This is a genomic window from Shewanella sp. 492, assembly GCF_059338445.1.
Window position 1 is genome coordinate 3,343,886 of the sequence record NZ_CM181702.1, and the last position, 15,956, is coordinate 3,359,841.

Genomic DNA, 15,956 nt, shown 5'->3' on the forward strand with positions numbered 1-15,956 from the left:
ATGGACCAGATTTTTCGTCCCCAACCGGACGTGGTGCGCGGGGCTGACTTTGACGTACTGCGCGCCTTAGTTTTGGGGCTCGCCTTGGTCGAAGATCGAGTAGGCTTTGCGGCGCGCGGTTTCTTGGGTGTCTCTTTGCTTGTCATCTTAATCCCATAAAAAATAGCTAACGGTGGGTCATTAACCGTTACTTAATGTTTTTTTCTTGGTGAATTTGGTCGGCACCGTATTGGCCGGATCGTCAGGCCACAGGTGCTTAGGGTAACGCCCCTTCATCTCTTTTTTCACCTCAAGATAGGGGCCAGCCCAAAAATTGGCTAAATCGGCAGTCAGCGCCAACGGCCGCTGAGCAGGTGATAACAACGCCATGGTCACCACCAATTTACCTTGCGCCAAGGTCGGGCTTTGCGCCATGCCTAGCGCCTCTTGTAGACGTACGCTCAGTAGCGCGCGCCCCGACGGCTCATATTCTATATTGGCACGGGTTCCCGTCGCCATGGGCCAGTGTGTCGGTAAGTGCTGCGCCAAGGTTTGCTGCAGCTCCCAAGGTAAGAGGTTATGCAACAGGCTATAAAAGTCGAGCGCTTGCAGCTGCGTCAAGCGGCGCACATTATCCAGATAAGGCCCTAGCCAAGTGGGTAAGTCGGCTAACAATGCCTCATCATCCATCGCGGGCCAGTCGCCAGCAAGCTGATACTGGCGTGCCAAGGCCACCCGCTGACGCAGCTGAGTGACTTTGGCATCCAAGTTAAGCACTGCTAGCCCTTTGGCGCGGATTAAACCATAAATGGCCTGTTTAATCTGCGCCGCGTCCAACTGCGCTATCGGCTGCTGCTCAACCACAATCGCCCCAACTCGGCGCTGGCGAAGTGCATAAAAGCGCGCTTGGTTATCATCCCAGCCACAATCAATATGCTCTGTGACGAGCGACTTTAGGCTGTCGTTAAAGCTGGCAGGATCGAGCCGGCTGGCCAGATATACCCGGCCACTACTTTGGCCTTGTGACTCTTGAAAATCGGCCACCACCAGCCAAGGCGCACCACTGAGGCTGTCATCAGTATTGAGCGTCACCCCAACGCCTGCGGCTAATTGATAGCCGCTAACGCCTCTGGCTTTGGCGATTCGGTCTGGAAACGCCAAGGCCAGCAACACGCTAATATCATCGGGATGAGCCTGGCTGATGGCCTGAGCAAGATCTACTTTCCCCCGCCCTTGCCCATCAATACGCGCCAAATAACTGCGGGCTAACTGCGCACTCTCACCATGACGCGCATCTCCCAGATAGCCACTGATATCGGCGCCGCGACGAGCGCGGCTGCGTGACTCAATCACGCCCGCCAGCACTGCCGCTAAGGCCAGCAAAGGTGTACCGCTATTGGCCTGCTGCCACTGCTGCGCTGTTAACAACATATGCGCCAAACGCGGATGGCAACCTAACTGATACGCGGCGCGGCCATGAGCGGTGATTTTACGTTTTTCATCCACCAGCTGCAGTTGTGTTAATAGCGACCAAGCGACCGCTTCATTGGCAGCCGATGGCGGGCTGAGTAATGGCAATTGCGTTAACGCACTCACTCCCCAATAAGCACCGTCGAGCACCATGGAGGTCAAATCGCCGAGTACGATTTCAGGTTCATCGGCTTGCAGCAAGCGCCCTTGCTCCTCTTGGCCCCATAGCCGAATACAATGACCGGGGCACAATCGCCCAGCACGACCGGCGCGCTGGGCCGATGACGACTGGCTGATCCGCTTTAATGACAGCCGAGTCACGCCAGTCTTAGGATTAAAACTGGCTTGGCGTTTATAACCGCTATCCACCACCACGGTGATGCCCTCGATAGTTAAACTCGATTCGGCCACATTGGTCGACAGCACCACTTTACGCCGCCCATCCGTAGCCGGAGCGATGGCGCTATCTTGCTGCGCTGCAGGCAAACTGCCGTAGAGCGGCGCGATATGATACGCCTTAGAGTCGAGGCGGGTCGCCAGCTGCTGGGCTAAGCGATTAATTTCACCTTGGCCGGGTAAAAATGCCAGCAGCGATCCTTGTGGGTGTTGCTGCAAGGCGGTCACTATCACTTGTGCCATATGCACCAACCACTCTTGCTGAGCCCCCACCGCGCGGTATTCGATGCTCACAGGGTAGCTGCGCCCTTCACTTTCGAGGGTCACCGCATTGGGCATCAACTCATGCAATGGCAAACCCGCTAAGGTGGCCGACATTGCCATGATCTTAAGATCGTCACGAAACGAGGATTGTAACTCTAACGCCAAGGCTAAGCCTAAATCTGTGGTGAGGTGCCGCTCATGGATCTCATCAAAAATAATCAGTTCATAGCCACTCAGCTCAGGATCCTGCTGGATCATGCGAGTGAGCACCCCTTCGGTCACCACCTCAAGCCGAGTATTGGTGCTCACCTTAGATTCGCCGCGCACCCGAAAGCCGACGGTATTGCCTATGGTTTCACCGCGCTGCTGGGCAATAAAATGGGCCACATTACGCGCCGCCATTCGTCTTGGCTCTAACATCAATATCTTACCGCTAATTTGCGGCCAATCGAGCAGTGCCAACGGCAAGGCCGTCGACTTACCCGCGCCCGTGGGCGCTTGTAAAATCAGCTGCGATGAGCTGGCCAATGCGCTTTGCAAGGCAGGAAAAAGATGTTGAATGGGTAGTGAGTTCACAAGGGGCTATCTGTCGGCAAAAACTGCGGCAAGTGTACCCGTTATGGGCAAAAAAACAAAATGTACTAGCCCAAGATCAGGCTAGGTCACCATAGTGCAACGCTCGGTGCCAGCCCAGAGCTTCACCTGAGGTCAGCTTCATTAAGGGCGTTGGCTTACCAATGGCATACCCTTGGCCATAATCGACCCCCAGCTTGGCTAAATGCTTGCCTATCTCGATGGACTCGACAAATTCGGCGATCACCTCAAACTGCATGTCGCGCCCCAACTGGCATATGGCCGCCACAATGGCTTGGTCGGCTTTATCCTGACACAGATGACGGACAAACTGGCCATCAATTTTAACGTAATCAACATCGAGTAATTTGAGGTAGGCGAAACTGGAAAAGCCTGAGCCGAAATCATCCAGTGCCAATTTACAGCCCATGGGTTTGAGTAGGTTAATTAATTCGGTAGCCAAATCGAGCTGCTTTACCGCGGCGGTTTCGGTAATTTCAAAACAGAGTTTACGGGCTAATTCAGGCTCGGCTAACAAGCGCATCTCTAGCCAATGCATAAACTCGCGATCGCCAATGGAGAGGGCCGACAGGTTAACCGATACCATAGATAATTCATGCCATAAGGCTAGATGGTTCGCCCCCCAACGCAGCACATTGTCGATCACCCAGCGGTCAACTTTGGCGGCGAGGCTAAATCGTTCGGCGGCGGGTAAAAAGATAGCCGGTGACATCAGCTCACCGTTTTCACAGCGCATGCGCAGCAATATTTCAAAATGTAAACCGCTATTGTTTGCCTGTAGCATCTCAATGGGTTGGTAATATAGCTCAAATCTGTCGTTGGCCAGTGCGCCAATAATATCGACCGAGGCGCTCATGTCGGTATTGAGACGTTCCACCATAGGATCATCGCTGGCATACACATACCACCCGTTACGGCCACTCTCTTTCACGACCCGGCACGCCGCATTGGCACTGCGAAGTAAGTCTGAAATGTTCGCTTGAGCATCTTGGCTTTGTGCCAAACCAATACTGACACTGATGCTGTGTTTGCGCCCTTCCCAGCTAAACTCATGTTGGTTTAACGCCTGACAGATCCGCTCGGCCACTTGCTCGGCAATGTTGCGATCGATATTAGGCATAAAGATGCCAAACTCATCTCCACTGAGCCGCGCAACCACATCGCCTTTGCGCACGAGGCGGGTCAGTCTGGACGACACCTCGCACAGCAGTCTGTCGCCAGCCTGGTAGCCACTGACATTATTGACCACTTGAAAACGGTCGAGATTGATGAATGCAACAAAAGTACTGCGCTTGGGCGCACATGGCTCAGACTCGATATAGAGGGTTTCAAAATAGGCGCGATTGGGTAACCCCGTCAGGCCATCAAAATTGAATACTGCCTCCTGTTGCGGGGCTAACGTCTGCGACACGTCAATGGGTTCGACCATCATCAACAAGGTGCCATCTTCTGCCGATAAGGAGAGAAAGGTCACCTGCGCTTTGCCCTGACAGTGACTATTTTTCATCTGCAGTTCACAACTAGCCAGGGCTAATAAGCCATCGCGCACCAAGGCTAGGGTGGCATAACATTGGCTAACTTCTTGGGGCAATATTAGGCTGGTGATATCTTGCAGCATCTCAACCTTGAGCTCATTGGCGGCGCAACGATTAAAGCGGATCACCCGGTTATCAATACCAACATGCACGCAACAGATCGGCATACGGTACAAGTGCTCAAGGCATTGGAGCTCACTGCTCTTTACCGCTTGGTGTAAGCGGCACGCCTCTTTGGCATAACCCAGCATATTGCCCGCCATAGTGAGCGCATCGAGACTCGATTCACACCAGTGACCATCACTATGGTAGCGATAAGCCACAAAAATATAGTGATTACCCAGCACGGGGATCAGCAACACACTCCCCAGGCGCGATGCGATAAACTGCAGGCTATCGCGCTGTTCAATTTCACTGGATACATCTTGGATAATGGTCGGCTGAGAAAGGGATGCACAGGAGTGCAAGCGGCGGCGATTCGCGACTCGGTTTAGCAGTTTTTGCGCATCACGTTGGCTAAATAAGGTGTCATCATCTTGATGCATCGCCTCAATCTGCACGCTCAAACGGGCCGGAGTGAGTCGCAGCAGCAATAAGCCGTTGCAGCCAGTGATATGGGCAAGCTCCAACAGCGCCGCATCTAATTCATCGAGTAGATCATAATCCGACAGGGCTGTAGCAACCAGCTGCAGCAGTCGGTCTGACGATGTGAGACTCAACTGAGATTGACTTTGTAACATAGTAAGGTCGCTTCCTTATGACCGTTTAGTAAGCACACATAGTTTGAACATCAATATACTCCGAGCCATAAACAATAGGCTTACCGTAGCACAAACCGATATGTTACAACTGACTCGACTTCATTGTTTTGCATATCTGCATCACAGAAAATGAAATTAACTATTACAATTTAAATTCATGAGCTTAAAAAAGAACAGCCGCATTTTAAAGAGAATTTAAGACAGCTGAACTTGGAGTATTTCATTGGCATTGACAGGTCGTCAATGGTTAAACCACAGCTCAAACCAGTGCCATGTATTGGCTAGCAGTATTGGGTAAGATGATGAATTAAGATTCTTTGATACATAAGGAGCTAAATCATGCTCAGCAGACTGTTTATCGGCGTAAGCCCGGCCCCTAAGGACATTCAGCGATTAACATCACTGCAGCAACAGCTGCTAACCGATGGGCAAGCTGTGCCTCGCGCCAACCTGCATATGACCTTGGCCTTTCTCGGCCAAGTCCCCCCAGCGGCCACCACTCAATTAATTGATAAGCTCGACCAGTTAAGTACGCAGCAAAAACTTCACTCATTTAGCGTCTGCCTGAATGCGCTCACCTTATGGCAAAAAGCTAAAGCCCTGTGCTTAGTGGGTCCGCTTGATGACCCTCATTTAGCCGCGCTGCAACAAGAGTGTCAACAGGTCGCCACAAGCCTTGGTCTGCATCACCAACAGCATCCCTTTACGCCGCACATCACCTTGTTTCGCAAAGCCAAACAATTTACCCCGCTGGCCGTCGAGCCCATCACACTTAATGCCAATACCCTGCATCTGTACCAGTCGGTGAGCGATAACGCCGGCGTGCACTACCCTATAATACAATCATGGCCGTTAGTGGAGCCTCAACCCTAACGACTACAAACGCGCACAAAAAAACGCGCCCATAGGGCGCGTTGTTATTTCATCAGCAAGTCAGAACATTAATCTTCTAATAACGCTGCAATGGTGAGCATGCCGTGGGTCGTCGCGCCCGCCGCCCATAGCTCATTGGCGCTATCGGCAAAGGCCGCAGCCAAATCCACATGCAACCATTTGGCCTCTGGCGATACAAATCGCCACAAGAAACCCGCCGCATTGGATGCACCGCCAGCGCCCCCCCCTTTCATAGGACGGCTGTTAGCAGTATCGGCATAGGCAGATGGACACATCTCTTTATGCCAGGGATCTAACGGTAGCGGCCACACTCGCTCCGCCACTGTCGATGCCTTAGTTTGCGTCTGTGCCAACAGATCACTATTAGGGGAGAAAATCGCATTGTAGTTGCTGCCGACCGCCATGACCGCTGCGCCCGTAAGCGTGGCGGCATCGATAATTAGAGGCGCGCCGGTTTCACTGGCCGCTTGCAGGCCGTCAGCCAGCACCAAACGCCCCTCGGCATCGGTGTTGACCACTTCTACCGAGACGCCATTTTTGTACGTCAAAATATCGCCTAACTTGTAGGCGTGACCGCTGATCAAATTCTCGGCGCAGCAGAGAAACAATTTTACCCGCTTATTCAGCCCAGATTTAATCGCCAGCCCCAATGCTGCCGTAACCGTGGCCGCGCCGCCCATATCGCACTTCATGCCCAGCATCCCTTCTGAGGCTTTAATACTGTAGCCCCCTGAATCGAAGGTGATCCCTTTACCCACTAATGCTGCCGACACTGGGGCATCGGCATCCAAGGGATTAAAGTCCAGCTCAAGTAAGGCGGGCGGGCGCTCACTGCCCCGGCCCACGGCATGAATACCTATCCACTTGTGTTGCAAAAGTGCTTCACCTTCGATGATGCGGTAACTCACCTTATCGCCGCCTACCTGGGTTAACCATTGAGCCGCTTCAGTTGCTAGCGTCACTGGTGCTAAGTTTTCTGGGGTTTCATTAATTAAATAGCGGGCAAAACTAGCGCTATCACGGCGATCATGTAGCGCCGCTTGCATGGTTGCATCGCCACTCCAGAGGATCTCACCCGCCCCTTTGGCGGTGGCAAACCCTTGCGCGAACGCCCACTGACTATTGAGATCCCAGTCGTCGCCACACAACTGCACCGCCGCTACCCCTTGGCCACGTAGTTTTCGGGCCGCTTGCTGTACTTGGCGCAGCTGATCGCCCGCCTGCAGATGGATATGGGCTTGCCCTTGGCTAAAGGTGACATCGGCGCTGCCCCAATGGGCTGCTGGGGCATCGTTGGTCAGGTAGATCTTCATCGTATCGCTCATTATTATTCCTTGTTACGACTGGGTTTATCGACGAGATGTTATGTTCACCGCCGTCATTTTCGCCCAGTATAACCACAAATGGCATCGGGTTTCTAATACCGATATCGGCCTTCATCGATTATGCAATATGTGACATTTCTGACGTTAATGCCAAGCCACGATAAAAATAAAAGCCATAGTCGCCATCGACCTGCTTTGATAGACTTTGCGCCCCGATGCTTAATGGATAAGGTCAGATAATGCTTTTTAGCCCCCCGCTTCAACAGGGCACCTTAATCAAACGTTATAAACGCTTCTTGGCCGACATTGAGCTGTGCGATGGCTCACAGATCACCATCCATTGTCCTAACACGGGCTCGATGCGCAACTGTCTGTTTCCTGGCGAAAAGGTGTGGTTTTCCACCTCAGATAACCCTAAACGTAAATACCCTAATACTTGGGAATTGGCGCAAACCGATGCCGGCCACCTTATTGGCATTAACACCGGCCGTGCCAACGCACTGGCCGCCGAGGCGATAAATGACGGGGTTATCACTGAGCTGCAAGGCTATGGCGAGTTACGCCGTGAAGTCAAATATGGCAGTGAAAACAGCCGCATCGATCTGCTGCTTGAGGACACCAACTTAGGCCGCTGCTATATAGAAGTCAAAAGTTGTACATTACTAGAGCAGCAACAAGGTTATTTTCCTGATGCCGTCAGTATTCGTGGCCAAAAACACCTGCGCGAGTTAATCGAGATGGTTCGTTTAGGTCATCGCGCCGTACTGCTATTTGTGGTGCAACACAGCGGCATTGATAGGGTCAGCGCGGCCCAGCATATCGACCCCGATTACGCCCAGCTGCTGAGTCAGGCTCATCAGGCAGGGGTTGAAATCTTGGCCTATTGCACCGAGATGTCCACCGAAGGACTGCACTTGGCTAAATCCTGCCCTGTTAGCGTATAAATCACCGTTAAAAGTTGAATAAAAAGCAAATAGAGGACATAGTCGAAAAATATCGAACTTTACGGCACAAAAAATTTGCGTGGCAAATAGGTTTCTGATATAGATATCGGCCTTTAAATGACAGCCGCCCTACAACGCAAATGATTAACAGGAGATGCGTTATGCCTGAAGGCACTAAAAAACTTGGCGTACTCGCTATCGCAGGAGTCGATCCTTACCAGGAGAAACCCGGTGAGGAGTACATGAATGACGCTCAACTGAATCACTTCAAAAAAATTCTCGATGCGTGGCGTGGCCAACTTCGTGAAGAAGTGGATCGCACCCTGACTCATATGCAAGACGAAGCCGCGAACTTCCCAGATCCTGTCGATCGTGCAGCTCAGGAAGAAGAGTTCAGCTTAGAGCTTCGTGCACGTGATAGAGAGCGCAAGCTGATTAAGAAGATTGAAAAGACGTTACAAAAAATCGAAGAAGATGATTTCGGTTTCTGTGACTCTTGCGGTATCGAAATTGGTATCCGCCGACTCGAAGCGCGTCCAACAGCCGATCAGTGCATCGACTGTAAGACGCTCGCCGAGATCAAAGAAAAGCAGATGGCAGGTTAATCTGACTTAAGATGAGCGGGGATTATCCCCGCTTTTTTGTCTCTTTCTTAAGTTAAATTGACTCAGTGCAAAGGCTGCATAGTGCATCTTAACACCTACATAGGTCGATTCGCCCCCTCCCCCTCTGGTCCACTTCATTTTGGCTCGCTGATTGCCGCACTTGGCAGTTATTTGCGCGCTCGTACTCAGCAGGGTCAATGGTTGGTGCGCATTGAAGATATCGATCCCCCACGAGAAGTGCCCGGCGCGAGCCAACAGATCTTACATACCCTTGAAGCTTACGGCTTACACTGGGATGGCAGCGTGCTGTATCAAAGTTCACGACTGGACGCCTACGAGGCGCAGTTACAGCAACTGTTGAGCCACAACAAAGCCTATTACTGTCAATGTACTCGCAAGCAAATTCAAGCCATGGGTGCAGCCTATGATGGCCGCTGCGCGCGGCGCACACCGCGTCATGACCAAGGCGCTATCCGCATTTGTAATACTCACCCCGTGACGCAGTTTTATGATCAGTTACTTGGCGATATCCATGTCGACGCTGACTTTGCTGGCGAAGACTTTATTATTAAACGCCGCGATGGCCTGATGGCCTATCAGTTAGCCGTAGTGATGGACGATGCCTTACAAGGCATTACCGAGGTGGTTCGCGGCAGCGATCTATTAACCTCTAGTGCGCGCCAAAGTACCCTGTACAGCTTATTAGATCACCCCACACCCGACTGGCTGCATCTGCCACTGGCCTGCGCCGAACCGGGGCGAAAACTGTCAAAGCAAAATCATGCCCCCGCCATCGACACCCGCGCGCCTCAGGCCAGTATCAATGCGGCGCTGGTGTTTTTAGGCCAAGCGCAATGTGAAGTGGACGATGTGGATAAGATGCTCGCCCAAGCGGTGAGCCAATTCGATATGACACGGATCCCCAAACAAACTGAGATTTTACTGCCGGGCGCTCAAGGTGGGTAAACCTGACGCGCGACATCACACCGGCAATACGCCGCAAACGCCGCGGGTATACTCTTTAAGCCATAATTAAGTTATGATAGCGGCCTTATTTTAACCCTGATATCCAGATGCATGTTGAGGTGTCCTATTTTTCGCCGTATTAGTCAATTCTGTAAACAGCTTTTTGACGACAATCAAAACACCACAGAAACCACACAAGCGGGACTAAGCTTGGAGATCGTTGCGAGAAAGCACCACGCTATTTCACGCAAGCAGATTAGCGAAAACGCTATAAAGGTACTCTACCGATTGCACAAGGCAGGCTTTAAGGCCTACTTGGTGGGCGGCGGCGTGCGCGACATTTTATTAGGCTTAGAGCCGAAAGACTTTGATGTCGTCACCAATGCCACCCCTGAAGAGATTAAAAAGCTGTTTCGTAACTGCCGCTTAGTCGGCCGCAGATTCCGTCTAGCCCATATCGTGTTTGGCCGCGATGTCATTGAAGTCGCCACCTTACGTGGCCACCATGTCGACAGTACCGAACAGATCTCCAAAACCAATGCTGAAGGTCGTCTGCTGCGTGATAACGTCTATGGCAGCATAGATGAAGATGCCGAGCGCCGTGATTTTACCGTCAACGCCCTCTATTACGATATCAGTGACTTCTCTATTCACAGTTATGGCGGCGGCTTGCAAGACTTGCAATCGCGCACCCTACGCCTGATTGGCGACCCGCAAAAGCGCTACCGTGAAGATCCGGTGCGCATGCTGCGCGCAGTGCGTTTTGCCACCAAGCTGGGCATGACGATCGACAGCGCCGCAGCCGACCCTATCTATGAATTGGCCCCGCTACTGAAAGATATTCCCGCGGCGCGCATGTATGAAGAAGTACTGAAACTCTTCTTCCACGGTCACGCCCAAGATAACTATCACATGATGCGCGAATTTGGTTTATTTAAGCCGTTATTCCCCTTAGTTGAACAGATTCTGGTGGAAGATCCACAAGGGCCTGCCACTAAGATGATAGAAGCCATCATGCGAAACACAGATGATAGGGTCAACGCCGACAAGTCGGTGACCCCAGCCTTCTTCTACGCGGCCATGCTCTGGTATCCGCTGAGTCAGCGCGCCGATGATATCGCTTTAGAAAGCGGTCTCACCACCTATGATGCCTTTTATGCCGCCATGGGCGATGTGATGGAGCAGCAATGCCGCACCATTAGTATTCCGCGCCGCTTTAGCACCCCAGCGAAAGACATTTGGCAGCTGCAACTGCGTTTCGATCGTAATCAAGGCACTCGTGCCTTTAAGTTTATCGAACATCCTAAGTTCCGCGCCGCTTATGACTTACTGCTGCTGCGTGCTGAAGCCGAAGGTGGCAGCATCGCTAAATCGGCAGCCTGGTGGAAAAGCTTTGTTGAAGGCAGCGAAGAACAACGTAGTGTGATTGCGCGCAGCACCCATAAAGGTGGCAAGCATCACAACACTAATCGTCGTCGCCGTAGCCCAAAGAAACCGGTTAAACCAGCAGAATAATGACTCGCGTCTATATCGCCTTGGGGGCCAACTTAGCGTCCCCTAAAGCTCAACTTGACCAAGCTTGCATCGCCCTTAAAGCCCTAGCAAGTGACGGTCAAGTGGCGGTTTCGCCCTATTACGCTAGCGCCGCCATGGGGGATATCCCCCAGCCCGATTACCTTAACGCCGTAGCGTGCTTCAACACCGCTTTGAGCCCTATCGCGCTTCTTGATGCCTTACAGGCTATCGAACAACAGCAGGGGCGAGTCCGTCATATCCGCTGGGGCGCACGCACCTTAGACTTAGATCTGCTGCTCTATGGCGAGCAACAGATTGACCTACCACGACTGACGGTACCCCACTACGGCATGAAACAACGCAGCTTTGTGTTAGTCCCGTTACACGATCTTGCGCCTGAGTTGGTGCTGCCTTGTGGTACCGCCGTGGCCAGCTTAATTGATGACACCCTCTTAGCTGAAGTGCAACAACTCGGCCCAGATCATTGAACTTAAGCCACAGTTAGCATATAAAGCACACTACTGTGGATATTGAATCCTTTTATTCATTAGATTTAAGACCATCATTATGTCCAAAATAACGAGCGCTACCTTGCTGAAATTTAAGCAAGAAGGAAAAAAATTCACCGCATTAACCGCCTACGATGCCAGCTTTGCGGCGGCTTTCGACAGTGAAGGGATCGATGTATTACTGGTCGGCGACTCCATGGGAATGGTGTTGCAAGGTCATGATGATACCCTGCCCGTGAGTGTTGAAGATATTGCCTACCACACACGCTGTGTGCGCCGCGGTATTAAGCGCGCGTTATTGATCGCCGACATGCCTTTTATGAGCTATGCCACTCCAGAACAAGCCATGACTAACGCCACGACGCTGATGCAGGCAGGTGCCAACATGGTCAAGGTTGAGGGTGGCCATTGGCTGCTAGAAACCGTGACTAAGCTGACCGAGCGCGGTATTCCTGTTTGTGCTCACTTAGGCCTTACACCACAGTCGGTGCACGTCTTTGGCGGCTTTAAGGTACAAGGACGCGATGCCAGTAACGCCCAGCGCATCTTAGATGAAGCCAAAGCACTACAAGCTGCTGGTGCCCAGCTACTGGTATTAGAATGCATTCCTGTTGCATTGGCGAAAACGATTACCGAAGCACTGACCATTCCCGTTATTGGTATTGGCGCAGGTGCTGACACCGATGGACAAATATTGGTGATGCACGATGTACTGGGGATCTCCAGCGGCTATATTCCACGCTTTTCGAAGAACTATTTGGCACAAACGGGCGAAATTCGTAGCGCTATTCGCGCCTATATCGACGAAGTGGCTAACGGCACTTTCCCTAGCAGCGAACATACCTTTAGCTAACTCTAAAGGCATTAATACAGGTAGTCGTTAGATGTTTACCACCCAAGATATCGCTCAAGTCAGAGAGCAAATTCGTCTTTGGAAACGCCAAGGCGAAACCGTGGCCTTTGTGCCTACCATGGGCAATTTGCACTTAGGTCATATGACCTTAGTAAAGGAAGCGGCTCAGCGCGCCGACCATGTTGTGGTCTCTATCTTTGTTAACCCGCTGCAATTTGGCCAAAACGAAGATCTCGATGCCTATCCTCGCACCTTAGCCGCCGATCAGGCTGCCTTAGTAGAGGCTGGCGCCGAACTGTTGTTTACCCCCACACCTGCCATCATCTATCCCAAGGGAATGGAGTTGCAGACCTTTGTCGAAGTCCCCAAGATCTCTGATGAACTGTGTGGTGCCAGTCGTCCCGGCCATTTTCGCGGCGTCGCCACCATAGTGTGCAAGCTGTTTAATATCGTTCAGCCCGATATCGCCGTCTTTGGCAATAAAGACTTTCAACAGTTGATGGTGATAAAAACCATGGTTGAAGATCTGTCACTGCCCATTGAGATCGTCGGTATCGACACCATACGCGAGCCATCGGGATTGGCCATGAGCTCACGCAATGGCTATTTAAGCGCTGAACAAAAACAGCAAGCCGCTGCATTAAAACGGACAATGGACGCCATGGCTGAGGCCATATCCCAAGGACAAGCTGTGGAACAGGCAGCGAATGAGGCGACTCTGCAACTGACTCAAGCTGGCTTTAAGATCGATTACTTAAGCGTACGTAATGCAACCAATCTACATCCCATTGGCGCTGATGATAAGCAGTTGGTGATCTTAGCCGCGGCGTATATGGGCAGCACTCGCCTTATCGACAACCTCTGTTTCACGCGCAATTAATTCACAGCCTCCTGCGCCGGTAACAAAAGCTTAGGGTGCGGCGATAACGCCTCACCCTAACGTCACCCTGACGTCCAACCGTCTAATAAACCATCAAAACAGAGCGATAGAACATCGCTTTATTACCGATTGATATGATAAAAAATACCATCTCATCATAAATAACCGGATGACACTTGCAGGCTAAGCTGAGAAATTAAATCACCTGATTGCTCACTTTTCATCGCTAACGCCAGTCTTCAGTAGAGCCTGCTTTGATAATGTCATCATCACTAGTTACAGATGATTTATAGGCTAATGTGTTGAATTAAAATAAAATTAAATACAACAATCTAAAAACAATTGACAACAAAAAAACCACAGTGTGACCCAGATCACCACACGCCGATATTGCTTTATTCCTCGAATCATCCAAAAATGAAATTATTGGATCAGATATTTGCATTTATACGACACATTTCGCTTAAAAAACCAGCTCAAACACGATTTACCGCTAATAAAATGCCATTAACCGCTAATTTGTTATAAACAAGCCCCTACTAAATGTGATATTAATCACAGCCTAATTTAGGCGCGTCGGATGTATCTCACAGCCATCTAACCTAGACTAAAGTAATCGACACAATATGATCTAGATCATATTGGCTTTTATTGAATTAGCGTTTAGTACGCACCTAAGATTAATCGAGTGAGCTAAAATCACTGATGATCCACAAGGCAGCGCTGCACCTTTAGAAGTCAGCTCTAATATATCTAATATAAAAGTTAGCAATAACACAGTTACGACAGTAAGAGGCAATCATGACCCTACTTCAGCTACTCGCCAGTTTAACGCCTGTGATCAGCGTTATGCTATTTTTGGTACTTCTACGGATGCCAGCTTCACGCGCCATGCCCATCTCCATGGTCATGACAGGTTTAGCCGCCGTCTTTATTTGGCAAATGGATACCACCATTCTTGGTGCATCAGTCGTCGAAGGCTTGTTATCGGCGCTGACCCCACTGAGTATTATTTTCGGTGCGGTGTTCCTGCTTAACACCTTAAAATATTCCGGCGCGATGGATACCATTCGTGCCGGTTTTACTAATATCAGCGGCGATGCGCGAGTACAGGTGATCATCATCTGCTGGCTATTTGGCTCGTTTATTGAAGGTTCAGCGGGTTTCGGTACACCTGCGGCTATCGGTGCTCCCTTGCTAGTATTACTGGGCGTGCCACCGATTGCTTCGGCGGTAGTTGCGCTAATTGCCGACTCCACCAGTGTGTCGTTTGGTGCTATCGGCTTACCTGTACTGTTTGGTATGGAACAAGGCTTAATGTCAGGCGGCGTCAGTATGGCAGCTGAACAGATTGCCGAACATGGCGGTCACTTCGCAGACTATGCCCAGTTCATCGCCATGCACATGATCACTATCGATTTGATCACTGGTACCCTCATCCCATTAGTGTTGGTTTCGGTACTCACTGGCTTCTTTGGTCGTAACAAGTCATTTAAAGAAGGGCTGCAGATTTGGAAGTTTGCCCTATTTGCTGGCTTCGCGTTTACCATTCCAGCTTGGTTAATTAACTTCTTCGCTGGTCCTGAGTTCCCATCGGTTATCGGTGCGCTTGTGGGTATGGCACTGGTTATTCCGGTGGCGCGTAAAGGCTACTTACTGCCAAAAACGCCATGGAACGACTTTGCTGAAAATGACAGTCAAGACACCAACAAAGTTGAAACTAAGGTGCAGTTCTCACAAGTTGCAGCTTGGACGCCGTACATCATTATGGCGGCTCTGCTGGTTGTATCGCGTACTGTCGCACCAGTTAAAGCTTGGCTGGTCAGCTATAACATCAGCTGGACGGGTCTCATGGGCACCGAGCTTAAAGCTGGCTTCGCCACTTTATACGCCCCTGGCGCGTTTTTTATCTTGGTGTGCCTATTAGGCTTCGTGCTGTTTAAGATGAAGTCCTCTGCCATTAAGCAATCGATCACTGTGTCGTGCAGCTCTATGTTACCGACGATCATTTCACTCGGCGCCTCTGTGCCTATGGTGAAAATCTTCCTTAACTCTGGCGCCAACGACTCAGGTCTAGAATCTATGCCAGTAGCACTGGCCGATATGCTAGCAGGCTCAATGGGTGCGGTATGGGCTTGGATGTCACCTATCGTGGGTATTTTTGGTGCCTTCCTGTCTGGTTCTGCCACCTTCTCTAACATGATGTTCTCTGGCTTGCAGTACAGCGTCGCCGATAACATTGGCATGAACCATGCGATGGTACTGGCCCTACAAGGCATAGGGGCTAACGCAGGCAACATGATGTGTGTGATGAACGTGGTCGCGGCAGCAACCGTTGTTGGTATGGCTGGTAGAGAGTCGGAAATCATTCGTAAAACCATGCCTATCGCACTGGGTTATGCCTTAGTCGCTGGTACGATTGCGACCCTTTGGGGTGGTTTCTAAACATCAATTATCAGGTGGGCG

13 protein-coding genes are annotated in these 15,956 nt (G+C 51.0%); 10 read left to right on the forward strand and 3 right to left on the reverse strand.

What is annotated here, in order from left to right; all coding sequences use genetic code 11:
• On the forward strand, nt 1-159 hold the full coding sequence (locus tag AC5YBX_RS14715; protein WP_494523936.1) for a hypothetical protein: 159 nt from the start codon (nt 1-3) through the stop codon (nt 157-159).
• A gap of 21 nt (nt 160-180) precedes the next feature.
• On the opposite strand, the gene hrpB is transcribed toward AC5YBX_RS14715, so the two are convergent.
• Both hrpB and AC5YBX_RS14725 read right to left on the reverse strand, forming a co-directional pair.
• Nucleotides 181-2,685, reverse strand: a complete 2,505-nt coding sequence (hrpB, locus tag AC5YBX_RS14720) for an ATP-dependent helicase HrpB (protein WP_494523937.1) — start codon at nt 2,683-2,685, stop codon at nt 181-183.
• 76 nt (nt 2,686-2,761) lie between these two features.
• Entirely contained in the window at nt 2,762-4,978 is a 2,217-nt protein-coding gene (locus AC5YBX_RS14725) for a putative bifunctional diguanylate cyclase/phosphodiesterase (RefSeq protein WP_494523938.1), read from the reverse strand.
• A 360-nt stretch (nt 4,979-5,338) separates the two neighbouring features.
• Between AC5YBX_RS14725 and thpR the strand changes: the two genes are divergently transcribed.
• Nucleotides 5,339-5,872 (forward strand): RNA 2',3'-cyclic phosphodiesterase, encoded by a 534-nt coding sequence (gene thpR, locus AC5YBX_RS14730; protein WP_494523939.1) that lies wholly within the window; start codon nt 5,339-5,341, stop codon nt 5,870-5,872.
• A 68-nt stretch (nt 5,873-5,940) separates the two neighbouring features.
• Here the strand turns inward: thpR and pepB are convergent, their stop codons facing one another.
• Complete coding sequence (gene pepB, locus AC5YBX_RS14735) at nt 5,941-7,218, reverse strand: aminopeptidase PepB (RefSeq protein WP_494520885.1); 1,278 nt, start codon at nt 7,216-7,218, stop codon at nt 5,941-5,943.
• A 239-nt stretch (nt 7,219-7,457) separates the two neighbouring features.
• Between pepB and sfsA the strand changes: the two genes are divergently transcribed.
• The 8 genes from sfsA (at nt 7,458) to AC5YBX_RS14775 (ending at nt 15,935) form a co-directional block, all read left to right on the forward strand.
• The gene (gene sfsA / locus AC5YBX_RS14740) at nt 7,458-8,162 is read left to right on the forward strand and encodes a DNA/RNA nuclease SfsA (protein WP_494520884.1); all 705 of its coding nucleotides are present in this window, start codon (nt 7,458-7,460) and stop codon (nt 8,160-8,162) included.
• 161 nt (nt 8,163-8,323) lie between these two features.
• A complete protein-coding gene (dksA, locus tag AC5YBX_RS14745) occupies nt 8,324-8,767 on the forward strand; it encodes an RNA polymerase-binding protein DksA (protein WP_110455887.1) in 444 nt (147 codons plus the stop codon).
• A 78-nt stretch (nt 8,768-8,845) separates the two neighbouring features.
• Nucleotides 8,846-9,733, forward strand: a complete 888-nt coding sequence (gluQRS, locus tag AC5YBX_RS14750) for a tRNA glutamyl-Q(34) synthetase GluQRS (RefSeq protein ID WP_494521579.1) — start codon at nt 8,846-8,848, stop codon at nt 9,731-9,733.
• A 111-nt stretch (nt 9,734-9,844) separates the two neighbouring features.
• Nucleotides 9,845-11,248 carry a polynucleotide adenylyltransferase PcnB gene (gene pcnB / locus AC5YBX_RS14755; RefSeq protein ID WP_494523940.1) on the forward strand — a complete coding sequence of 468 codons (1,404 nt, stop codon included), beginning with the start codon at nt 9,845-9,847 and terminating at the stop codon, nt 11,246-11,248.
• On the forward strand, nt 11,248-11,736 hold the full coding sequence (folK, locus tag AC5YBX_RS14760; protein WP_475514884.1) for a 2-amino-4-hydroxy-6-hydroxymethyldihydropteridine diphosphokinase: 489 nt from the start codon (nt 11,248-11,250) through the stop codon (nt 11,734-11,736). Before pcnB ends, folK begins: the two co-directional genes overlap by 1 nt.
• Nucleotides 11,737-11,815: 79 nt before the next feature.
• Complete coding sequence (gene panB / locus AC5YBX_RS14765; RefSeq protein WP_475514885.1) at nt 11,816-12,610, forward strand: 3-methyl-2-oxobutanoate hydroxymethyltransferase; 795 nt, start codon at nt 11,816-11,818, stop codon at nt 12,608-12,610.
• Nucleotides 12,611-12,641: 31 nt separating this feature from the next.
• Entirely contained in the window at nt 12,642-13,490 is an 849-nt protein-coding gene (gene panC, locus AC5YBX_RS14770; protein WP_494520883.1) for a pantoate--beta-alanine ligase, read from the forward strand.
• 801 nt (nt 13,491-14,291) lie between these two features.
• Nucleotides 14,292-15,935 (forward strand): L-lactate permease, encoded by a 1,644-nt coding sequence (locus AC5YBX_RS14775; protein ID WP_475514887.1) that lies wholly within the window; start codon nt 14,292-14,294, stop codon nt 15,933-15,935.
• Nucleotides 15,936-15,956: the final 21 nt, after the last annotated feature.